This window comes from Microbacterium sp. USHLN272 (genome assembly GCF_037149655.1).
In the GTDB taxonomy this organism is placed as follows: domain Bacteria; phylum Actinomycetota; class Actinomycetes; order Actinomycetales; family Microbacteriaceae; genus Microbacterium; species Microbacterium galbinum.
This window is the reverse complement of sequence record NZ_JBBCRA010000002.1, coordinates 209,939-229,946: the sequence shown is the minus strand read 5'-3', so window position 1 is coordinate 229,946 and position 20,008 is coordinate 209,939. Positions and strand designations below refer to the sequence as shown.

Below are 20,008 nucleotides of genomic sequence, written 5' to 3'. Positions count from 1 at the left end.
CGTGTTCCGTATGACCGCTCGAGATTTCAATCAGTCCGTCGCGCGTGCGCAGCGCATCGCCGACGAGGAGCCGGTGCTCGTGACCCGCCGAGGCGAGCCGGCCTACGTGCTGCTGAACTTCGACGAATACGAGCGGCTGCGGTCGGAGTCGCCCGCAGGCGACGATCGGTCGCTGCTCGATGTGATCGCGCCGGTGCCGACGAGCGCGGATCCCGACGACGTCTTCGGGCGCATCATGGACGACCTCGCGTCGGAGCGAGCGCGCGACCTCGGGCGGGAGGTCGACCTGTGACGGGGTTCCTGCTCGACACGAACGTGGTCTCGGAGACCCGTCGACCGCGGCCCGATGTCGGTGTCGTGCGCTGGTTCGAGGCGACGCCGCGGCGATCCCTGCGGATCAGCGTGGTCACCGAGCTCGAACTCCGACGCGGCATCCTTCTCGTGCAGCGTCGCGATGCCGTCGCCGCAGCATCACTCGACCGATGGTTCCGATCCGTGCTGCAGGGCCTCGCCATTCCCGCGCTCGAGGTGACCGGTGCGGTCGCGCAGCTGGCGGCGGCGATCCAGGTGCCCGATCGTCGTCCCCTCGGTGATGCGTTGATCGCCGCGACCGCTCTTCACCACGGGCTCACGCTGGTGACCCGCAACGTGAAGGACTTCGACGTTCCCGGGCTCCCGGTAGTCGATCCCTTCGGCGGGCTCAGCGACTCATGAGCGGGGTAACCTCGATGCGTGATCGAAGACATCAAGAAGCGCGCCCTGCACCGCACCGCCATCCTCGAGGGGCAGCTCCGCGGGGTCGCTCGGATGATCGAGAGCGAGGACTACTGCATGGACATCATCACGCAGTCCCGCGCGATCCAGAAGTCGCTCGAGTCCCTCAACCGGCTGCTGCTCGAGAACCATCTGCGCACCCACGTGACGCACATGTTCGAGGCGGGTGGGGAGGAGCGCGACCAGGCCGTCGCCGAGCTGCTCAAGGCGTTCGACTTCGATTCGAAGTAGCGCTCCTCGCCTCTCACGCCTTGCCGTCGAAGACCTCGCCCTCCATCGCGTCGTAGCCCTCGGCCTGCGGGTCTCCGTGCGAGCCGCCCGAGAGCGCGTACTCCTCTTCGGGGGAGAGCACGAGGCGGTGGCGGAAGAAGAGCCCGAATCCCAGCAGGATGATCGCGTACACGATCGCGATCGCGATGATGGCCGGGCCGAACGTCGGGTTGAGCAGGAAGCCGACGAAGATGAGCGCCGCGATGACGAGCGCGATGACGGCGCCGGGGATGCCCCAGGGGCTGACGTACGGGCGATCGACGTTCGGGAACTTCTTGCGCAGGATGATGAACGACACGAGCTGCAGCCCGTAGGCGACGACCGCGCCCCAGACCGCGATGTTCAGCACGATCGCTCCGGCCACGGTGCCCGCGCCCTCGGAGTCGACCGCGGTGAGCACGTCGAGCACGATCAGGGCGACGAACCCGATCGCGGCGCCGACCGTGAGAGCGACCCACGGTGTCTGGCGCTTGCCCGTCAGCGAAAGGAAGCGCGGGTAGTACCCGGCGCGCGACAGCGAGTACATGTTGCGGCCGTAGGCGAACATGATGCCCTGCAGCGAGGCGAGCAGGCCGATCAGGGCGAACAGCGCGAGCACGGCGGCGAGCTGGTCTCCCACGATCGCGCGGAAGCCGTCGAGCAGGGGCTCTCCCGCGGTTCCGGTCGCCTCGGCACCGATCACGCCGGTGTTGAGGAACAGCACCAGGAGTCCGGTGACGATGAGGGTGCCGCGCGCCCAGAACCCGGCCTTCGGGATGTCGCGGGTGGGGTTGTGCGATTCCTCGGCCGCGAGCGGCAGCTCTTCGATGCCGAGGAAGAACCACATCGCGAACGGGAGGGCGAACAGGATCGGCAGGACGCCGTGGGGGAGGAAGGTCGACTGGCCCTCGTCGGGGACGATGTCCCACAGGGCATCCCACGAGAACGCACCGGAGAACAGCGCCATGAGCGAGAAGACGAGGATGATGCCGATCGAGATCACGGAGACGACGATCGCGAAGCGGAACGAGATGGCCGCTCCCGCGGAGTTCAGCGCGATGAAGACGACGTAGAGGATGAGGTACCAGACCCATCCGGGGAGTTCGAGACCGAGCAGTTCGCTCGTGATCCCATTGGCATACGACGCCGAGAAGTAGACGATCACCGCCGTGGTCGCGACGTACTCGATCGTCTCGGCGGCTCCGGTGACCAGGCCGCCCCACGGCCCCATGGCCGAGCGGGCGAAGGAGTAGGCGCCACCGGTGTGCGGCATCGCAGCCGCCATCTCGCCGATGGCGAAGATCATGCCGTAGTACATCGCCACGAGGATGACGAAGGCGATGAGCATCCCGCCGAACCCCGCGAAGTCGATACCGAAGTTCCATCCCGAGAAGTCTCCCGAGATGACGGCGGCGACCGCGAGTCCCCACAGGCCCCAGACGCCGGCCGACCTCTTCAGTGTGCGTTTCTCGAAGTATTCGCTCCCGGCACGTGTATAGGTCGCTCCGGCGACCTTGCGGGATTCATTGCTCTGCCCAGACATACGTTCTCCGCTCACTCGCATGCAGGCGCCGGGTGCACCTTGCGGATGATTGTGACAGTCAATGGTGGTTTCGTCTACCTTTAAACGTCGAGGTGATCTACTCTGAGGGCGAAGCCGGTCGGCCGATCGCTTCACCGCAGGAGAACGGAGCGTCAGATGTCGGGAAACCTGAGCATCGAGCAGCTGGACGCCGGCATCGCCGCCGGCGAGATCGACACCGTGATCGTGGCCTTCGCCGATGCGCAGGGGCGTCTGGTCGGCAAACGAGTCTCGGCCCGCCTGTTCCAGGAGGACATCCTGTCGCACGGCGCCGAGGCCTGCGACTACCTCCTGTCGGTCGACGTCGACATGAACACGGTCGACGGCTACGCGATGTCGGGATGGGACCGCGGCTACGGTGACATGGTGCTGCGGCCCGACGCCGAGACGCTCCGCAACATCCCGTGGCTCGAGGGGACGGCGCTCGTGATGGCCGACCTCGTCTGGCAGAACGGCGAGCCGGTCGGACCGTCACCCCGGGCCATCCTCGACCGTCAGCGCGACCGGCTCGCCGAACGCGGCTGGACCGCGTACTCGGGCACGGAGCTCGAGTTCATCGTGTTCGAAGACACCTATCGCGAGGCCTGGGCGCGCAAGTACGAGGGGCTCACCCCCGCCACCGACTACAACGTCGACTACAACCTGCTCGCATCGACCCGCATGGAACCGCTGCTGCGCGACATCCGCAACGGCATGGACGGCGCAGGTCTGTACTGCGAGGGCGTCAAGGGCGAGTGCAACTTCGGTCAGCAGGAGATCGCCTTCCGCTACGCCGAGGTGCGCGAGACCGCCGACCAGCACGCGATCTACAAGAACGGCGCGAAGGAGATCGCCGAACAGCACGGTCAGTCGCTCACGTTCATGGCCAAGTTCAACGAGCGCGAGGGCAACAGCTGCCATATCCATCTGTCCCTGCGAGATCGCTCGGGCGCTCCGGTGATGGCCGGTGACGGCGAGCACGGATTCAGCCCCGTCATGGAGCACTGGATCGCCGGCATCCTCGCGACGCTGCGCGAGTTCACCCTGCTGTTCGCCCCGAACATCAACTCCTACAAGCGATTCGCCAAGGGCAGCTTCGCCCCGACGGGGGTCGCGTGGGGCATCGACAACCGCACCTGCGCCCTGCGCGTCGTCGGATCCGGCTCGGGTCTGCGCGTCGAGAACCGGGTGCCGGGCGGAGACGTGAATCCCTACCTCGGCATCGCGGCGATCATCGCCGGCGGTCTGCACGGCATCGAGAACGAGCTGCCGCTGCCCGAGCGCTTCACCGGCAACGCGTACGAGGCGGGCGTCGATCACCTGCCCACGACGCTGCGCGAGGCCGCGCAGCTCTTCCGCGAGTCGACGATCGCTCGGGCGGCGTTCGGCGACGACGTGGTCGAGCACTACCTGAACCAGGCGCGCATCGAGGTCGAGGCCTACGACGCGGCCGTCACCGACTGGGAGCGCATCCGTGGTTTCGAGCGCCTCTGACCCCGCGCCGCTGATCGGCATCACGACGTACCTGGAGCGCGCGCAGCAGGGGGTGTGGGACGTGCGGGCGGCCTTCCTGCCCGAGCAGTACCTCACGAGTGTGACGTCGTCCGGCGGTATCGCGCTGCTGCTGCCGCCGCAGGATCCGGATGCCGCCGACGCGGCCATCGCGGGAATGGACGGGCTCGTGCTCTCCGGCGGCGCGGACGTCGCCCCCGAACTCTACGGCGAGCAACGGCATCCGCTCACCGACCCCGCGCGGGTCGATCGCGACGCGTGGGAGCTCGCGCTGTTCCATGCGGCCGAGCGCCGCGGCATCCCGGTGCTCGCGATCTGCCGGGGGCTGCAGCTCGTGAACGTCGCCCGCGGCGGCACGCTGCAGCAGCACCTGCCCGAATCGCTCGGGACCGAGAGGTACCGGATCGGGGGCGGCGTGTTCGCCGAGAACGACGTCGAGGTCGAGGTCGATACGGCGCTCGCCGGGATCCTCGGAGAGACCGACATGCGCGTGCACAGCTACCACCACCAGGGCGTCAGCCGGTTGGGCGACGGGCTCGTCGCCGCCGCGCACTCCGATGACGGCCTCGTGCAGGCCTTCGTCGACACGGCAGGCGCCCACATCGTCGGCGTGCAATGGCACCCCGAGGAGAACGCCGAGGACCGGCGACTCTTCGCCGATCTCGTCACACAGGCACGCGCGTTCGCCGCGCGGCGGAAGGAGGACGCCCGATGAGCGCGTTCACGGTCATCAACCCGTCGACGGGCGCGGCGATCCGCGAGATCGCCCGCGCAGATGTTGGAGAGACGGATGCCGCGATCGCGCGCGCCGTGTCCGCTCAGCGCCGGTGGGCGGCGCTCGCCCCCGTCGCGCGCGCCGATGCGCTGCGGTCGTTCGCGCGCGCCGTCGAGGGCGCCGCCGAGGAGCTGGCGCAACTGGAGGTGCTCAACTCCGGGCATCCGATCGGCTCCGCCCGTTGGGAGGCGGGTCACGTCGCCCAGGTGCTCAACTACTATTCCGCCGACCCCGAACGCCTCTCGGGCCGGCAGATCCCGGTGGCGGGTGGGCTCGACGTCACCTTCCACGATCCCTACGGCGTGGTCGGGGTGATCGTGCCGTGGAACTTCCCGATGACGATCGCCGCGTGGGCGTTCGCTCCGGCGCTCGCCGCGGGCAACGCCGTGGTGCTGAAACCCGCCGAGCTGACCCCGCTGACCGCGATCCGTCTGGGCGAGCTCGCGCTCGAAGCGGGGCTGCCCGCGGGACTCTTCGAGGTCGTGACCGGGTCGGGCTCCGTGGTGGGGCAGCGTCTCGTCGAGCATCCGGACGTGCGCAAGGTGGTCTTCACGGGGTCGACCGAGGTCGGCATCGAGGTCGCAGCCGGCTGCGCGCGGGCGCTCAAGCCCGTCACCCTCGAACTCGGTGGCAAGAGCGCCAACATCGTCTTCGCGGACGCCGATCTCGAGAAGGCCGCCGCGGCCGTCCCGGGATCGGTGTTCGACAACGCGGGGCAGGACTGCTGCGCGCGCAGCAGGCTCCTCGTGCAGCGTTCGGTGTACGACCGGTTCCTCGAGCTGTTGGAGCCGGCGGTCGCGGCGTGGCGGGTCGGTGACCCGTCGAGTGCCGACACCGACATGGGTCCGCTCATTTCCGCCGGTCACCGCGACACGGTGGCCGGGTTCCTCGACGACGCGACGATCGCATTCCGGGGGAGTGCACCGGAGGGCGATGGGTTCTGGTTCGCGCCCGCGGTGGTGCTGGCCGACCCCGCCGATCGGATCGCGCAGCAGGAGGTGTTCGGTCCGGTCGTCGCGGTCATGCCCTTCGACGACGAAGCCGACGCGATCCGGCTCGCGAACGACACCGCCTACGGCCTCGCCGGCTCCCTCTGGACCGAGAACCTCGGCCGCGCCGTCCGCGTCTCGCGCGGCGTGCAGAGCGGCGTGCTGTCGGTGAACTCGCACTCCTCGGTGCGCTACGCGACGCCCTTCGGCGGCATGAAGGCCTCCGGACTCGGACGCGAGTTGGGGCCGGACGCCGCCGAGCACTTCACCGAGACCAAGAACGTCTTCTTCGCGACCGACTGAGCGCGACCCCGATCCCCTCGACCACCTGCAACGGAGAAACACACATGAGCATCGATCTGACCCAGCGCCTGAAGGACCGCGTCGCCATCATCACCGGTGGAGCGAGCGGCATCGGCTTCGCCACCGCCCAGCGCTTCGCCGCCGAGGGGGCGTTCGTCGTCATCGCCGACGTCGACCCCGCCTCGGGCGAGAAGGCGGCGGCCGAGGTCGGCGGGGCTTTCCGCCCGGTCGACGTCGCCGACCAGACCAAGGTCGACGCGCTGTTCGACGGCGTGGCAGCGGAGTTCGGGCGCATCGACATCGCCTTCAACAACGCCGGAATCTCGCCCGCCGACGACGACTCGATCGAGACGACCGAGCTGCCCGCCTGGGACCGCGTGCAGGACGTGAACCTCAAGAGCGTGTACCTGTGCAGCCGTGCGGCTCTGCGTCACATGGTGCCGGCGGGCCGCGGATCGATCATCAACACCGCCTCGTTCGTCGCGCTGCTGGGATCGGCGACCTCGCAGATCAGCTACACCGCGTCGAAGGGCGGCGTGCTCGCGATGTCGCGCGAGCTGGGCGTGCAGTTCGCCCGGCAGGGCGTACGGGTCAACGCGCTCTGCCCGGGGCCGGTGAACACCCCGCTGCTGCAGGAGCTGTTCGCGAAGGACCCCGAGCGCGCGCAGCGGCGCCTCGTGCACGTGCCGATGGGGCGCTTCGCCGAGCCGTCCGAACTCGCCGCCGCTGTCGCCTTCCTCGCCTCCGACGACTCGTCGTTCATCACCGCCAGCGCCTTCGTCGTCGACGGCGGCATCACCAACGCCTACGTCACTCCACTGTGAAGCGGGATGCGGTGATGTCGGATGCTGTGAAGCGGGATCATGTCGCTGTGACAGGCTGAGAAGCATGAGCGAGCACCCTTCCGACGGCGATCTCGTCGAGGTGCGTCGGGCGGTCTACCGCCCGCTGCGCCGCGGGAACGCCCTCGAGGATGCGGTCGCTCGCCTCGTGCAGACCATCCGACTCGGCGTCGTCGCTCCGGGGGAGTCGCTGCCGCCGGAGCGCGAGCTCGCGGCGTCCTTCGGGGTGAGCCGCGACACCGTGCGCGACGCGATCCGTGAGCTCGCCGACACCGGCTATCTGGTGCCGAAGCGCGGGCGGTACGGCGGCACGTTCGTCGCGGATCCGCTGCCGGAACCCTCGGATGCCGGGGCGGTGACCGCGGCCGAGATCGACGACGTGCTCGGCCTCCGGCGCGTGCTCGAGACCGGTGCCGTGCGCGCGGCGGCGAGCCGCACGTTGGATGCCGCGACGCGGGCGGATCTGTGGGCGCGGCACGAATCGGCGCTTCCGGCCGGCCCCGAGGAGTACCGCCGACTCGACACGCTGCTGCACCTGGCGATCGCCGAGGCCGCGGGCATCCCGTCACTCGTGGCGCTCGTCGCCGAGAACCGGGCCGACGTCAACGCCTGGCTCGACACCTTCCCCCTCCTGCCGCGCAACATCCAGCACTCGGGAGAGCAGCACGAGCGCATCGTCACGGCGATCCTCGCGGGTCGGCCCGACGTCGCCGAGGCCGCGATGCGCGACCACCTCGCCGGTTCCGAGGCGCTGCTGCGCGGCTTCCTGATCTGAGTGTGCGGCCCCTTGTCAGCGCGCAGCGGCCGCGTCGGCGACGTTCAGCGCCTCATCGATCACGGCGAGTCCGCGCACCAGGTCGTCCTCCGAGATGATCAGCGGCGGCGCGACGTGCACGCGGTTGAAGTGCACGAACGGCCAGACGCCGCCCTTCTTCGCCGCGGCGGCGAAGGCGCCCATCGGCGCGGCATCCGCTCCGGACGCATTGAACGGTACGAGCGGTTCGCGGGTCGCGCGGTCGCGCACCAGCTCGATCGCCCAGAAGAGACCCCGTCCGCGCACCTCGCCGACGCTCGGATGTGTCTCGGTCCAGCGGTGCAGGGTCGGTTCGACGATGCGCTCGCCCAGATCGCGCACGCGCTCGAGGATGCCGTCGCGACGGAACACCTCGAAGGTCGCGACGCCCGCCGCGCACGCGAGCGGATGCCCGGAGTAGGTGAGCCCGCCCGGGAACGGCATCTCGTCGAACGCCGCGGAGATGCGATCCGAGATCACCACGCCGCCCAGCGGCACGTAGCCGGAGTTGACGCCCTTCGCGAAGCTGATCAGGTCGGGTGCCGCATCGAACGCGTCGATGCCGAACCACTCGCCGAGGCGGCCGAACCCGACCATCACCTCGTCGGCGATGTAGACGATGCCGTAGCGGTCGCACAGCTCGCGCACGCCGGGAAGGTACCCGGGCGGCGGCACGAGCACGCCGTTGGTGCCGACGACGGTCTCGATGATGATCGCCGCGATCGTGGCCGGACCCTCGAGCTGGATCGTCTGCTCGAGGTGTGCGAGCGCCCGCTCGGACTCCTGCTCGGGCGTCTCGGCGTGGAAGGGCGACCGGTACAGGTAGGGGCCGAAGAAGCGCACCGTGCCGTTGTCGACGCCGTCGTTCGCCCAGCGCCGCGGGTCGCCGGTGAGCGAGATCGCCGTGGAGGTCGACCCGTGGTAGCTGCGGTACATCGAGAGCACCTTGCGGCGCCCGGTGAACTGGCGAGCCATGCGCACGGCGTACTCGTTGGCCTCGGCGCCGCCGTTGGTGAAGAACACCTTCTGCATGCCCGCGGGCGCGACTTCGGAGATCAGGCGGGCGAGTTCGCCCCGCACATCGTTCGCCATCGAGGGTTGGATGGTGGCGAGACGGCCGGCCTGCTGCTGGATCGCGGCGACCAGATCGGGATGCTGGTGGCCGAGGTTGAGGTTCACGAGCTGACTCGAGAAGTCGAGGTAGGCGCTGCCCGCGTAGTCCCAGAACGTCGACCCCTCGCCGGCGGCGACGGGCAGAGGATCGATCAGAGCCTGTGCGCTCCACGAGTGGAAGACGTGCCCTCGGTCGTCGGCGCGCACCTGCGCCTCGGCATCCGGAGCGGGCAGCGCGTGGGCCGCACCGTGGCGGTTGGTGAAGTTCGTCATCGGTCGTGCTCCTCGATCAGTGGTTGCTCGGGAAGCCGAGGTCGATCTGCGACGGCGTGTGGTCGGGCCAGCGTGTGGTGACCACTTTGGAACGCGTGTAGAAGTGCACGGACTCGGGGCCGTAGATGTGGGAGTCGCCGAACAGCGAGTCCTTCCAGCCGCCGAACGAGTACGCACCGATCGGCACGGGGATCGGCACGTTGACCCCGACCATCCCGACCTCGATGTCGAACTCGTACTGACGCGCCGTGCCGCCGTCGCGGGTGAAGATCGCGGTGCCGTTGCCGTAGGCGTTGGCGTTCACGAGCGCCACGGCATCCGCATAGGTGTCGACGCGCACGACCGACAGCACCGGGCCGAAGATCTCGTCGTCGTACACCTTCGTGCCCGGGATGACGTGGTCGATCAGACTGACGCCCAGGAAGAAGCCGTTCGAGTCGAACTTCTTCGCGGTGCCGTCGACGACGACCGTGGCACCCTCGGCCGCCGCTCCCGTGACGTACGAGGCCACCCGGTCGCGGTGCTCGCGGGTGATGAGCGGGCCCATCTCGCTGGTGGGGTCGGTGCCGTCGCCGATCGTGAGCCCGTCGATGCGGGAGGCGATCGCCGAGACCAGATCGTCGGCGACGTCACCGACGGCGACGAGCACCGACACGGCCATGCAGCGCTCACCGGCCGAGCCGTAGGCGGCAGAAACGGCGGCATCGGCCGCCGCGTCGATGTCGGCATCCGGCATCACGACCATGTGGTTCTTCGCGCCCCCGAGAGCCTGCACGCGCTTGCCCGCGGCCGAGGCCCGCTGGTAGATCGAGCGGGCGATCGGGGTGGAGCCCACGAAGCTGACGGCCGACACGGTGGGCGACTCGAGCAGGGCGTCGACGGCCTCCTTGTCGCCGTGCACGACGTTGAGCACGCCGTCGGGGAGGCCCGCTTCCCGGAAGAGTTTCGCCAGCCACACGGCGGCCGACGGGTCCTTCTCGCTGGGCTTGAGCACGACCGTGTTGCCGCAGGCGATCGCCGAGGCGACCATCCACAGCGGCACCATCACGGGGAAGTTGAACGGCGTGATCGCGGCGACCACCCCCACCGGCTGCTTGACCGAGTGCACGTCGACGCCGCGTGAGACCTGTTCGCTGCGCTCGCCCTTGAGCAGGTGCACGAGACCGGCGGCGAACTCGACGTTCTCGATGCCGCGCGACACCTCGCCCGCGGCATCCGAGAGCACCTTGCCATGCTCGGAGGTGACGATCGCCGCGAGCTCGGGCGTGCGCTCCTTGAGCAGCTGGCGCAGCCGGAAGAACACGTCGGCGCGCTTGATCAGGCTCGTCTCGCGCCAGGCGGGTGCGGCGGCCGCGGCGGCGGCGATCGCGCCGTCGACCTCGGCGGTCGAGGCGAACGCGACCTCGCGGGTCACCTCACCGGTCGCGGGGTTGAAGATCTGACCGGTGCGGGCCGCCTCGGCGGTCTCCGAACCGTTGATGACATGACGGACGACGTCCACAGTGCTCCTGAGGGTGTGAAGGGGAAGGGGAGAGGGGCTGCTCAGAGAACGGCCTGCGCGCGGGTGAGCACGTCGCGCAGGATCTGCTCGATCTCGCGGAACTCGGCCGGACCCACGGTCAGCGGCGGCGCGAGCTGGATCACGGGGTCGCCCCGGTCGTCGGCGCGGCAGTACAGGCCGGCCTCGAACAGCGCGGGAGAGAGGAATCCGCGCAGGAGTCGCTCGGACTCGGCGTCGTCGAAGGTCTCGCGCGTCGCCTTGTCCTTCACCAGCTCGATGCCGAAGAAGTAGCCGTCGCCGCGCACATCGCCCACGATCGGCAGATCGCTCAGCTTCTCGAGCTCGGCGCGGAACAGCGGCGAGTTCTCGCGGACGCGGGCGTTGAGTCCCTCCTCGTCGAAGATCGCGAGGTTCTCGAGCGCCACCGCCGCCGAGACCGGGTGACCGCCGAACGTGTAGCCGTGAGGGAACGACAGGTCGCCCTTCGAGAACGGCTCGTAGATGCGGTCGCTGACGATCGTCGCGCCGATCGGCGAGTACCCGCTCGTCATGCCCTTCGCGCAGGTGATCATGTCGGGCTCGTAGCCGAGACCCGTGCACGCGAAGGTGTGGCCGAGGCGCCCGAAGGCGCAGATGACCTCGTCCGAGACGAGCAGCACGTCGTGCCGGTCGCAGATCTCGCGCACCCGCTGGAAGTAGCCGGGAGGGGGCGGGAAGCATCCGCCGGAGTTCTGCACCGGCTCGAGGAAGACCGCGGCGACGGTGTCGGCGCCCTCGAAGAGGATCATCTCCTCGATACGGTCGGCGGCCCAGCGGCCGAAGGCCTCGAGGTCGTCGGCGGGGGCACCCATCTCGGCCGCCCGGTAGAAGTTGGTGTTCGGCACCCGGAATCCGCCCGGGGCGACCGGCTCGAACATCGCCTTCATCGCGGGGATGCCGGTGATCGCCAGGGCGCCGTGCGGGGTGCCGTGATAGGCGACCGAGCGCGAGATCACCTTGTGCTTGGTGGGCTTGCCCTGCAGCTTCCAGTAGTGCTTCGCGAGTTTGAGCGCGGTCTCGACGGCTTCACCGCCGCCGGTCGAGAAGAAGACGCGGTTGAGGTCGCCGGGTGCCTCGTCGGCGAGGCGGTCGGCGAGTTCGATCGCCGCCGGGTGCGCGTACGACCACAGCGGGAAGAACGCGAGCTCGGATGCCTGCTTCGCCGCGGCCTCGGCGAGACGCTGCCGCCCGTGGCCGGCGTTGACGACGAAGAGGCCGGCGAGCCCGTCGAAGTACTCCTTGCCCTTCGCGTCCCAGATGCGGTGGCCCTCGCCCTTGACGATGATCGGCACACCGGAGGTGGCCATGGTCGACTGGCGCGTGAAGTGCATCCAGAGGTGGTCCTGAGCCTTCGCCTGCAGTGCGGCCTCGGCCTCGGGTGAGAATGCGGTGCTCATCGGGTCCCCCAGTTGTAGAGCTGCTTCTGCAGCTTGGCGTAGATGAAGGTCTCGGTCGACAGCACGCCGTCGATCGGTCGGATGACGTCGTTGATCAGGGACAGCAGGTCTTCGTCGTCCTCGCAGACGACCTCGGCGAGCACGTCGAAGGCGCCGACCGTGATGACGACGTAGTCGATCGCCTCGATCTCGGCGACGGCCTCGGCGACGCGGCGCGCATCGCCGGACACGCGGATGCCGATCATCGCCTGCCGGTGGAAGCCGAGCTGCATGGGGTCGGTGACCGCCACGATCTGCATCACCCCGGATTCGGTGAGCCGCTGCACGCGCTGACGGACCGCCGCTTCGCTCAGGCCGACGACGCGGCCGATGTCGGAGTACGAGCGACGCCCGTCGTCCTGGAGCAGCTCGATGATCGTCTTGGAGACGGCATCGAGGGGGGACTGCTTCTTCGAGGAGACCATGGTGCGATCCTCGCACCCGTGGCTGGTCATTTCAACCGATTTCGCAGGATAGATTCATTCAATCTGCGAATTCGGCAGGAAGTGTCAGGTTTCGCGGGGGCCGAGCCAAGCGCTCGCCGCCGTCGCGTGGGCGGATTCGGGGTCGGAGGGGTGGAAGGCTCCGGCGAGCACGTCGCGGTAGAGGCGGGACAGCTCGTTGCTCGAGAAGTACGAGCCGCCTCCGGCGACGAGCATCGCCTCGTCGACGACCTGCTTCGCCGTCGTGATCGCGCGGTGCTTGAGCCCCGACAGCAGCGTGAACCAGCGGGCGCCGTGATCGACGCGCTCGTCGACGTCGCGCGCGAGGGCCCGGATCTGCGGCGGGAGCGCGTCGTAGGCGAGGCCCATGTCGGCGATCCGCCAGCGGATGTCGGGGTCCTGGCTGTACGCGGCGCCGGTGCTCTTCGAGCGGCGCCGGTGAGCGGTCTCGACCGCGAGATCGAGCGCGCGGCGGGCGAGCCCGGTGTAGACCGAGGCCAGCAGCACCTCGAAGACGCTGAAGATGCCGAACACGATCGGGTCGGGGTTCGGTCCCGGATCGATGCGCCGCACGACGTGCTCGGCGGCGGCCGCCGCGCCCGACAGGCGAGTGGTGCGGCTCTGGGTGGCGCGCATGCCGAGGGTGTCCCAGTCGTCGCCGGTGACGACGGCATCCGTGCGCTCCACGAACGCGAACACGAGCTTCGGAGCGTCGGCGCTCGTCGTGTCGAGGCCGTGCAGTCCGAGCTTCGTCCACACCGGGGCGAGCGAGGTGAAGATCTTCGTGCCGGTGAACGTGTAGCCGCCGTCGGCGGTGGGCACGGCATCCGTGTCGCTGCCGAACAGCACGAGGTCGTTGCCGCCCTCGCTGATGCCGAATGCGAAGACCTCGCCCGCGACTGCGCCGTCCTGCACGAACTCGAGGCCGGGGACCCCGCGGTCGGAGAACACCTTCGCGACACCCGTCCAGACGAGGTGCATGTTGATCGCCAGCGCGGTCGCCGGTGCGGCCGAGGCGAGGCGCTGCTGCAGGATCGCCGCCTCGGCGAGCCCGAGTCCCGCACCTCCGCGGTCGGCCGGGACGAGGATGGCGAGGTAACCGGCGGCGCGGAGCTCGTCGAGATCCTGCTGGGGGAACGTGTTCTCGCGGTCGTGGATCGGTGCGCGTTCGCGGATCCGCTCGAGCAGCTCGTCGGGCAGGAAGGCGGCCGGGTCGAAGGCACTCATGCCAGGGCCTCCCGGAGCTGACGGATCGACTCCTCCGGCTTGTCGCGGTGCAGCGAGTGCCCGGCGCCGTCGACGATCGACATCGTCACGAGCGGGTTCGCGCTCAGCACGTCGGTCGCGGTGTCGCCGGTGAAGATGCTGTAGACCTCGGGATCCGACGCGATCACGTGCGTGGGAACGGCGAGGCGTGCGGCATCCGCTCGCACGTCCCAGGGGGTGTTCTGCACGCTGGTCTGCTCGACCGCCCAGGCGCTCGCCCGGCGGACCGCGTCGACCTTGAGCTCCCAGTCCTGCGGATGCCAGTGCGGATGCTCCTGCTGCACGACCTCGATCCGCTGGTCCGCGAACGCGCGCTCCTGACTCTTGCGCACGATCTTCGCGTCGCGGCCCTCGACGAAGATCGCGGGGTCGAGCAGGATCAGGCGGCGCGTCCAGTCCGGGTCGGAGGCCGCGGCCACCGTGCTCGATGCGCCGCCGAGCGAGTGGCCGACGACGGCATCCCACGCGCCTCCGCGCTGCGGTCGCGCGATCCCGAGATCCGCGGCGTACGCGGCGACGGTGTAGTCGAGCGCCCGCGGTGCGTCGCCGTGACCGCGCAGGTCGACGGCGACCGCGTGCCACCCGGACTCGGCGAGGGCCTCGCCGAGTCGCCACATCAGCGCGCCGGACGACCCCAGCCCGTGCACGAGGAGCGCATGGCGGTCGGCGGTCGGATCGCCCCAGGAGAGGCGGGGGAGCATGAGCGGTGCGGCCATGCCCTCAGCCTAGAACCGCGACGGGAGGGAGTCTCCGTCGGGTGTCGATCGCCGTCATCCGAGCGGCGGCAGGTCTCCGTGGGTGCGGAGCACGCGCGCGGCGGCGGCGTGCCCGGCGGAGAGCCGGTCGGCAAGGGCCGTGCCATCGAGGGTCGCGGCGAGGAAACCCGCGGCGAAGGCGTCGCCGGCTCCGACGGGCTCGACGACGTCGACGAGTGGAGCGGGGACGAACACGGGCTCCTCGCCCGCGGCGAAGGCGGTCGCGCCGACGTCGCCGTCCTTGACGATCAGGAGAGCGCAGTTCGGCAGATGGGCGCGCACATCGGCGGCGGTCGCGGTGCCCCAGAGCCGCTCGGCCTCGTCACGGCCCACGAAGGCGATGTCGGCGGCGTCGGCGAGGCGGGTCAGAGTGGCCTGCGCGTCGTCCATCGACCACAGCGCTCGGCGGTCGTTCACATCGAACGAGACGAGGGCCCCCGCCTCGCGGGCGTCGACGTACAGGTCGTCGACCATGGCGCGGCACGAGGCGGAGAGCGCGGGCGTGATGCCCGTCGTGTGCACGATGCGCACGCCCCGCAGCCGGTCGACGGAGAGGAAGCCGGAATCCATCAGGGAGGCGGCCGATCCGCGGCGGTAGTAGTAGACCGACGAGGACTCGACGCCCGGATCCTTGAACATGACGCCGGTGGGAGCATCCGCGTCCTTCTCGGCCCAGAGCTCGACCCCGCGCCGAGCCAGCTCGCCGGTGATGCGCTCAGCGATGGGATCGTCGCCGAGGCGCGACGCCCACACGGCCCGGTGCCCCGCGGCGACCAGGCCGACCGCGACGTTGCCCTCGGCGCCCGCGATGTCGAGGGCGGCGGTCTCGGTTTCGGCCAGGGGAGCGCCCAGCGCGGTGACGAGGCCCATGGACTCGCCGATGCAGACGACCTCGGGCGCGGACGGAGAAGAGGGGAGCGTGCTCATGAGGGGGTGACCGCCAGGGGTTCGGTGTCGGGGTAGGGGCTCGCGTCGCGATGACGCAGGTCGGGGAGGGCGCGGACGAAGACGATCGAGACGACCAGACCGAGCGCGGCGAAGAGGACGGCGGCGAAGTAGGCTCCGCGGGCGTCGGTGGCATCGACGAGGAAGCCGGCCACCGCGGATCCGGCAGCGGCGCCGATGAGCTGACCGGTGCCCGCCCAGCCGAAGGCCTCGGCGGTCTCGCTGAACTTGACGCTCGCCGTCGTGATCGCGAACAGCACCGCGAGGGCCGGCGCGATGCCGATACCGGCGAGGATGAGCGTGCCGCCGAGCCAGAACACGTTGAGCGAGACCATGGTGAGCGCGAGGCCGACCGTCACGATCGTCAGGCGGCGCGCCATCGCCCACGGTCCGATCGGGATGTGCCCGAACGACAGTCCCCCCGCGAGGCTCCCCACCGCGAAGACCGCGAGCACGAGCCCTGCTTCGAGGCTGCCGTGCTCGAAGGTCGCGACCACACCCACCTCGACCGCGGAGCACGCGCCGATGAGGAGGAAGCCAATCATGGTGGCCATCAGCACCGGGGGCTTGAGCACCACCTTGCCGAGCGCGCTGCGGCTGCGCGGGATGCGCACGCGCCCGACCTCGGGGGAGAGGATGAACCACGAGCCGCCGCCGACGAGGAACACCGCCACGAGGAGCAGGCCCTGCGTGGTGCCGACCTGGGTCGAGACCAGCGTGATGACCACCGGGGCGAGGATCCAGATGATCTCCTGCAGCGAGGCGTCGAGGGAGAAGAGGGGAGTGAGCTGCTTGGCGTTGACGAGCTTGGGGTAGATCGTGCGCACCGCCGACTGCACGGGCGGGGTCGAGAGCCCGGCGATCAGACCGAGCGCCATGTAGCCCGGCAGGCTCAGGGGGAGCAGGGCCAGGCAGAGCACGGCGACGACGCAGACCGAGAGGGTGAGGGTGAGCACGCGACGCATGCCCCACGCGCCCATCCAGCGGCTGGTCACGGGGCCGGCGACGGCCTGCCCGACGCTCGTCGCGGCGAGGACGAGGCCCGCGGCGCCGTACGACCCGGTCTGCTGCTCGACGTGCAGCAGGATCGCGAGCGAGGACATGCCGTTGGGGAATCGCGCCGTCAGCTGAGCCGCGATCATGCGCGCCACTCCGGGCGTGCGAAGAAGGTCCTGATATCCCGCCACCAGACAACGGTACCGGCAGCCGCGGACGCGACGGGAACGGTCGGATGCCCCGGCATCGGCGACACGCCGACGACACGCCGAGGAGCAGTTTCCACAGGAATCCGAATGTCGGATGCCCGGCGTAGCGTGCGACCTGTGGATGGATCTCTCACAGGTGCCTCCCAGCCGCGATTTCTCGCGGTTCGGGAGCCCTGCGCCCGCCCCTCCGCCTGTGGAAGAAACGGTGGAGAACCTGTGTTGTATCTGGGGAGAGCGGTGGAAAAACTACACGAATGTAACTACTACCCCTTGTGGTCACTCCGAGTGTCCGTCCCTATATGTAGTATTGAACTCCCGGCGGAGGACTGCCGGCCACACAACGATTCTGAGGGGAAACAGATGTCGATCACGGTCTACACCAAGCCTTCCTGCGTCCAGTGCAACGCGACCTACCGCGCCCTGGATGCCAAGGGCATCGAGTACGAGATCCACGACCTGTCGGAGGACCCGACGGCCCTGGAGCAGGTCAAGGCGCTGGGCTACATGCAGGCGCCGGTCGTCGTCACCGACGAGGACCACTGGTCGGGCTTCCGTCCCGACAAGATCGACGAGCTCGCGACCCGTCTGGCCTGATCGGGCAGCCGCGCAGCGGGGTGAGAGAGCGAATCGACGCATGAACGCCATCGCGACCGCAGCACCGCTCCTCGTCTACTTCTCGAGCGTGTCCGGAAACACGGCGCGCTTCATCGAGAAACTGGGCCTTCCCGCCCGACGTATCCCGCTCCACCGGAACGACGGAGAGCTCGTCATCGACGAGCCCTACGTTCTGGTCACCCCGACCTATGGCGGGGGCGAGGGGCGAGGCGTCGAGCGGGGCGCCGTGCCCAAGCAGGTGATCCGGTTCCTCAACGACGAGCGCAACCGTCGTCACATCCGCGGAGTGATCTCCGCAGGCAACACCAACTTCGGCGAGGCATTCTGCCTCGCCGGCGACATCATCAGCCGCAAGTGCCACGTGCCTCACTTGTATCGGCTAGAAATCTTCGGCACACAGGACGACGTGGATCGCGTCAGCGACGGATTGGAACGAGTGTGGGCAGCGCAGTTGACGAGCAGACCGTGACACAGCAGGCGGCGTTCAAGATGAACCAGGCGTACGAGGGGCTGGACTACCACGCCCTGAACGCGATGCTGAACCTCTACGACGCGAACGGCAAGATCCAGTTCGACGCCGACAAGCGTGCGGCGCGGGAGTACTTCCTGCAGCACGTCAACCAGAACACGGTCTTCTTCCACTCCCTCAAGGAGCGCCTCGACTACCTGGTCGAGAAGGAGTACTACGAGCCGGCCGTGATCGAGCAGTACTCGCTCGAGTTCATCCAGAAGCTCAACGACCTCGCTTACGGCAAGAAGTTCCGCTTCGAGACGTTCCTCGGCGCCTTCAAGTACTACACGAGCTACACGCTCAAGACGTTCGACGGCAAGCGCTACCTCGAGCGCTTCGAGGACCGCGTCGTCATGACCGCCCTCGGACTCGCCGACGGCGACGAGAAGCTCGCCGTCGCCCTGGTGGAGGAGATCATCTCCGGCCGTTTCCAGCCGGCGACGCCGACGTTCCTCAACGCGGGCAAGGCGCAGCGCGGCGAGCTCGTCAGCTGCTTCCTGCTGCGCATCGAAGACAACATGGAGTCGATCGCCCGCGGCATCAACTCGGCGCTGCAGCTCTCCAAGCGCGGCGGTGGCGTGGCGCTGCTGCTCTCGAACATCCGTGAGGCCGGCGCCCCGATCAAGCAGATCGAGAACCAGTCCTCGGGCATCATCCCCGTGATGAAGCTGCTCGAAGACAGCTTCAGCTACGCCAACCAGCTCGGTGCCCGTCAGGGCGCGGGTGCGGTGTACCTCAACGCGCACCACCCCGACATCATGCGGTTCCTCGACACCAAGCGCGAGAACGCCGACGAGAAGATCCGCATCAAGACCCTCTCGCTGGGTGTCGTCGTTCCCGACATCACCTTCGAGCTCGCCAAGAACGGCGAGGACATGTACCTCTTCTCGCCGTACGACGTCGAGAAGGTCTACGGCGTGCCCTTCGGCGACATCTCGGTCACCGAGAAGTACCGCGAGATGGTCGACGACTCGCGCATCAAGAAGACCAAGATCAACGCGCGCGAGTTCTTCCAGACCGTCGCTGAGATCCAGTTCGAGTCGGGCTACCCGTACATCATGTTCGAGGACACGGTGAACAAGGCCAACCCGATCAAGGGCCGCATCAACATGTCGAACCTCTGCAGCGAGATCCTGCAGGTGAACACGCCGACCACGTACAACGACGACCTGTCGTACGACCAGATCGGCAAGGACATCTCCTGCAACCTCGGCTCGATGAACATCGCGCTGTCGATGGATGCCGACGACCTCGGTCAGACCGTCGAGACGGCGATCCGTGCGCTCAGCGCGGTGAGCGACCAGAGCCACATCCGCTCGGTCCGTTCGATCGAAGACGGCAACGACCGCTCGCACGCCATCGGCCTCGGCCAGATGAACCTGCACGGCTACCTCGCACGCGAGCACGTCTACTACGGCTCCGAAGAGGGCATCGACTTCACGAACATCTACTTCTACACGGTGCTGTTCCACGCGCTGCGCGCCTCGAACAACCTCGCGATCGAGCGCAAGCAGGCGTTCGACGGCTTCGAGGACTCGACGTACGCCTCGGGCGCGTTCTTCGACAAGTACATCGACCAGGAGTGGGTGCCGGCGACCGAGAAGGTCAAGGAGCTCTTCGCGGGCAAGCACATCCCGACGCAGGCCGACTGGGTGGCGCTGAAGGCGTCGATCCAGGAGCACGGCATCTACAACCAGAACCTGCAGGCGGTGCCGCCGACCGGATCGATCTCGTACATCAACAACTCGACGTCGTCGATCCACCCGATCGCGTCGAAGATCGAGATCCGCAAGGAAGGCAAGCTCGGTCGCGTCTACTACCCGGCGGCGTTCATGACGAACGACAACCTGGAGTACTACCAGGACGCCTACGAGATCGGCTACGAGAAGGTCATCGACACGTACGCCGCGGCGACGCAGCACGTCGACCAGGGTCTGTCGCTGACGCTGTTCTTCAAGGACACCGCCACGACGCGCGACATCAACAAGGCGCAGATCTACGCATGGCGCAAGGGCATCAAGACGATCTACTACATCCGTCTGCGTCAGATGGCGCTCGAGGGCACCGACATGACCGAGTGCGTCTCCTGCATGCTCTGACCCGTCACT

At 68.7% G+C, this 20,008-nt stretch carries 20 protein-coding genes; 11 read left to right on the top strand and 9 right to left on the bottom strand.

What is annotated here, in order from left to right; translation table 11 throughout:
- Positions 1-10: 10 nt before the first annotated feature.
- The 3 genes from WFJ97_RS14380 to WFJ97_RS14370 are packed head-to-tail and all read left to right on the top strand — an operon-like array spanning position 11 to position 1,005.
- Positions 11-292 carry a type II toxin-antitoxin system prevent-host-death family antitoxin gene (locus tag WFJ97_RS14380; protein ID WP_336642005.1) on the top strand — a complete coding sequence of 94 codons (282 nt, stop codon included), beginning with the start codon at positions 11-13 and terminating at the stop codon, positions 290-292.
- A complete protein-coding gene (locus WFJ97_RS14375) occupies positions 289-714 on the top strand; it encodes a type II toxin-antitoxin system VapC family toxin (RefSeq protein WP_336642004.1) in 426 nt (141 codons plus the stop codon). Before WFJ97_RS14380 ends, WFJ97_RS14375 begins: the two co-directional genes overlap by 4 nt.
- Before the next feature lie 18 nt (positions 715-732).
- Entirely contained in the window at positions 733-1,005 is a 273-nt protein-coding gene (locus WFJ97_RS14370; RefSeq protein WP_247624953.1) for a metal-sensitive transcriptional regulator, read from the top strand.
- Between the two features lie 13 nt (positions 1,006-1,018).
- On the opposite strand, the gene WFJ97_RS14365 is transcribed toward WFJ97_RS14370, so the two are convergent.
- A complete protein-coding gene (locus WFJ97_RS14365; RefSeq protein ID WP_247956638.1) occupies positions 1,019-2,566 on the bottom strand; it encodes an amino acid permease in 1,548 nt (515 codons plus the stop codon).
- Positions 2,567-2,722: 156 nt separating this feature from the next.
- Between WFJ97_RS14365 and WFJ97_RS14360 the strand changes: the two genes are divergently transcribed.
- From WFJ97_RS14360 to WFJ97_RS14340, 5 genes are all read left to right on the top strand, one after another.
- A complete protein-coding gene (locus WFJ97_RS14360) occupies positions 2,723-4,078 on the top strand; it encodes a glutamine synthetase family protein (RefSeq protein WP_247624951.1) in 1,356 nt (451 codons plus the stop codon).
- The gene (locus tag WFJ97_RS14355; RefSeq protein ID WP_336642003.1) at positions 4,059-4,811 is read left to right on the top strand and encodes a gamma-glutamyl-gamma-aminobutyrate hydrolase family protein; all 753 of its coding nucleotides are present in this window, start codon (positions 4,059-4,061) and stop codon (positions 4,809-4,811) included. The genes WFJ97_RS14360 and WFJ97_RS14355 overlap by 20 nt, the downstream gene beginning before the upstream one ends.
- A complete protein-coding gene (locus WFJ97_RS14350; RefSeq protein ID WP_336642002.1) occupies positions 4,808-6,163 on the top strand; it encodes an aldehyde dehydrogenase family protein in 1,356 nt (451 codons plus the stop codon). Before WFJ97_RS14355 ends, WFJ97_RS14350 begins: the two co-directional genes overlap by 4 nt.
- Before the next feature lie 44 nt (positions 6,164-6,207).
- Entirely contained in the window at positions 6,208-6,987 is a 780-nt protein-coding gene (locus WFJ97_RS14345) for a 3-oxoacyl-ACP reductase (RefSeq protein ID WP_336642001.1), read from the top strand.
- A gap of 64 nt (positions 6,988-7,051) precedes the next feature.
- On the top strand, positions 7,052-7,780 hold the full coding sequence (locus tag WFJ97_RS14340) for a FadR/GntR family transcriptional regulator (protein WP_247634240.1): 729 nt from the start codon (positions 7,052-7,054) through the stop codon (positions 7,778-7,780).
- Between the two features lie 15 nt (positions 7,781-7,795).
- Here the strand turns inward: WFJ97_RS14340 and WFJ97_RS14335 are convergent, their stop codons facing one another.
- From WFJ97_RS14335 to WFJ97_RS14300, 8 genes are all read right to left on the bottom strand, one after another.
- Entirely contained in the window at positions 7,796-9,184 is a 1,389-nt protein-coding gene (locus tag WFJ97_RS14335; protein WP_336642000.1) for an aspartate aminotransferase family protein, read from the bottom strand.
- 16 nt (positions 9,185-9,200) lie between these two features.
- Positions 9,201-10,685 carry a CoA-acylating methylmalonate-semialdehyde dehydrogenase gene (locus tag WFJ97_RS14330; RefSeq protein ID WP_336641999.1) on the bottom strand — a complete coding sequence of 495 codons (1,485 nt, stop codon included), beginning with the start codon at positions 10,683-10,685 and terminating at the stop codon, positions 9,201-9,203.
- A 41-nt stretch (positions 10,686-10,726) separates the two neighbouring features.
- Positions 10,727-12,121: an aspartate aminotransferase family protein gene (locus WFJ97_RS14325; RefSeq protein ID WP_336641998.1), complete on the bottom strand. Its 1,395-nt coding sequence runs from the start codon at positions 12,119-12,121 to the stop codon at positions 10,727-10,729.
- Positions 12,118-12,585, bottom strand: coding sequence for an Lrp/AsnC family transcriptional regulator (locus tag WFJ97_RS14320; RefSeq protein ID WP_247624943.1), 468 nt, complete (start codon positions 12,583-12,585; stop codon positions 12,118-12,120). The genes WFJ97_RS14325 and WFJ97_RS14320 overlap by 4 nt, the downstream gene beginning before the upstream one ends.
- 84 nt (positions 12,586-12,669) lie before the next feature.
- Positions 12,670-13,830 carry an acyl-CoA dehydrogenase family protein gene (locus WFJ97_RS14315; protein ID WP_336641997.1) on the bottom strand — a complete coding sequence of 387 codons (1,161 nt, stop codon included), beginning with the start codon at positions 13,828-13,830 and terminating at the stop codon, positions 12,670-12,672.
- The gene (locus WFJ97_RS14310) at positions 13,827-14,585 is read right to left on the bottom strand and encodes an alpha/beta fold hydrolase (RefSeq protein WP_336641996.1); all 759 of its coding nucleotides are present in this window, start codon (positions 14,583-14,585) and stop codon (positions 13,827-13,829) included. Before WFJ97_RS14310 ends, WFJ97_RS14315 begins: the two co-directional genes overlap by 4 nt.
- 54 nt (positions 14,586-14,639) lie before the next feature.
- Positions 14,640-15,551 carry a sugar kinase gene (locus WFJ97_RS14305; RefSeq protein WP_336641995.1) on the bottom strand — a complete coding sequence of 304 codons (912 nt, stop codon included), beginning with the start codon at positions 15,549-15,551 and terminating at the stop codon, positions 14,640-14,642.
- Positions 15,548-16,756, bottom strand: a complete 1,209-nt coding sequence (locus WFJ97_RS14300; RefSeq protein WP_247624939.1) for an MFS transporter — start codon at positions 16,754-16,756, stop codon at positions 15,548-15,550. The genes WFJ97_RS14305 and WFJ97_RS14300 overlap by 4 nt, the downstream gene beginning before the upstream one ends.
- Before the next feature lie 378 nt (positions 16,757-17,134).
- Here WFJ97_RS14300 and nrdH point away from each other — a divergent pair, with 378 nt between their 5' ends.
- From nrdH to nrdE, 3 genes are read left to right on the top strand one after another with little or no spacing between them, the layout of a single operon-like run.
- Complete coding sequence (gene nrdH, locus WFJ97_RS14295) at positions 17,135-17,368, top strand: glutaredoxin-like protein NrdH (RefSeq protein ID WP_247624938.1); 234 nt, start codon at positions 17,135-17,137, stop codon at positions 17,366-17,368.
- A 40-nt stretch (positions 17,369-17,408) separates the two neighbouring features.
- Positions 17,409-17,858 (top strand): class Ib ribonucleoside-diphosphate reductase assembly flavoprotein NrdI, encoded by a 450-nt coding sequence (nrdI, locus tag WFJ97_RS14290; protein WP_247624937.1) that lies wholly within the window; start codon positions 17,409-17,411, stop codon positions 17,856-17,858.
- A gap of 20 nt (positions 17,859-17,878) precedes the next feature.
- Positions 17,879-19,999 (top strand): class 1b ribonucleoside-diphosphate reductase subunit alpha, encoded by a 2,121-nt coding sequence (gene nrdE / locus WFJ97_RS14285; protein WP_247625269.1) that lies wholly within the window; start codon positions 17,879-17,881, stop codon positions 19,997-19,999.
- The last annotated feature ends 9 nt before the right edge of the window (positions 20,000-20,008 follow it).

What these genes read in the sequence shown, in the direction of transcription:
- WFJ97_RS14380 (WP_336642005.1), top strand. Translation starts at nt 11, where the DNA reads ATGACCGCTCGAGATTTCAATCAGTCCGTCGCGCGTGCGCAGCGCATC.
- WFJ97_RS14365 (WP_247956638.1), bottom strand. Translation starts at nt 2,566, where the DNA reads ATGTCTGGGCAGAGCAATGAATCCCGCAAGGTCGCCGGAGCGACCTAT.
- WFJ97_RS14360 (WP_247624951.1), top strand. Translation starts at nt 2,723, where the DNA reads ATGTCGGGAAACCTGAGCATCGAGCAGCTGGACGCCGGCATCGCCGCC.
- WFJ97_RS14350 (WP_336642002.1), top strand. Translation starts at nt 4,808, where the DNA reads ATGAGCGCGTTCACGGTCATCAACCCGTCGACGGGCGCGGCGATCCGC.
- WFJ97_RS14345 (WP_336642001.1), top strand. Translation starts at nt 6,208, where the DNA reads ATGAGCATCGATCTGACCCAGCGCCTGAAGGACCGCGTCGCCATCATC.
- WFJ97_RS14340 (WP_247634240.1), top strand. Translation starts at nt 7,052, where the DNA reads ATGAGCGAGCACCCTTCCGACGGCGATCTCGTCGAGGTGCGTCGGGCG.
- WFJ97_RS14335 (WP_336642000.1), bottom strand. Translation starts at nt 9,184, where the DNA reads ATGACGAACTTCACCAACCGCCACGGTGCGGCCCACGCGCTGCCCGCT.
- WFJ97_RS14325 (WP_336641998.1), bottom strand. Translation starts at nt 12,121, where the DNA reads ATGAGCACCGCATTCTCACCCGAGGCCGAGGCCGCACTGCAGGCGAAG.
- WFJ97_RS14320 (WP_247624943.1), bottom strand. Translation starts at nt 12,585, where the DNA reads ATGGTCTCCTCGAAGAAGCAGTCCCCCCTCGATGCCGTCTCCAAGACG.
- WFJ97_RS14315 (WP_336641997.1), bottom strand. Translation starts at nt 13,830, where the DNA reads ATGAGTGCCTTCGACCCGGCCGCCTTCCTGCCCGACGAGCTGCTCGAG.
- WFJ97_RS14310 (WP_336641996.1), bottom strand. Translation starts at nt 14,585, where the DNA reads ATGGCCGCACCGCTCATGCTCCCCCGCCTCTCCTGGGGCGATCCGACC.
- WFJ97_RS14305 (WP_336641995.1), bottom strand. Translation starts at nt 15,551, where the DNA reads ATGAGCACGCTCCCCTCTTCTCCGTCCGCGCCCGAGGTCGTCTGCATC.
- nrdH (WP_247624938.1), top strand. Translation starts at nt 17,135, where the DNA reads ATGTCGATCACGGTCTACACCAAGCCTTCCTGCGTCCAGTGCAACGCG.
- nrdI (WP_247624937.1), top strand. Translation starts at nt 17,409, where the DNA reads ATGAACGCCATCGCGACCGCAGCACCGCTCCTCGTCTACTTCTCGAGC.
- nrdE (WP_247625269.1), top strand. Translation starts at nt 17,879, where the DNA reads ATGAACCAGGCGTACGAGGGGCTGGACTACCACGCCCTGAACGCGATG.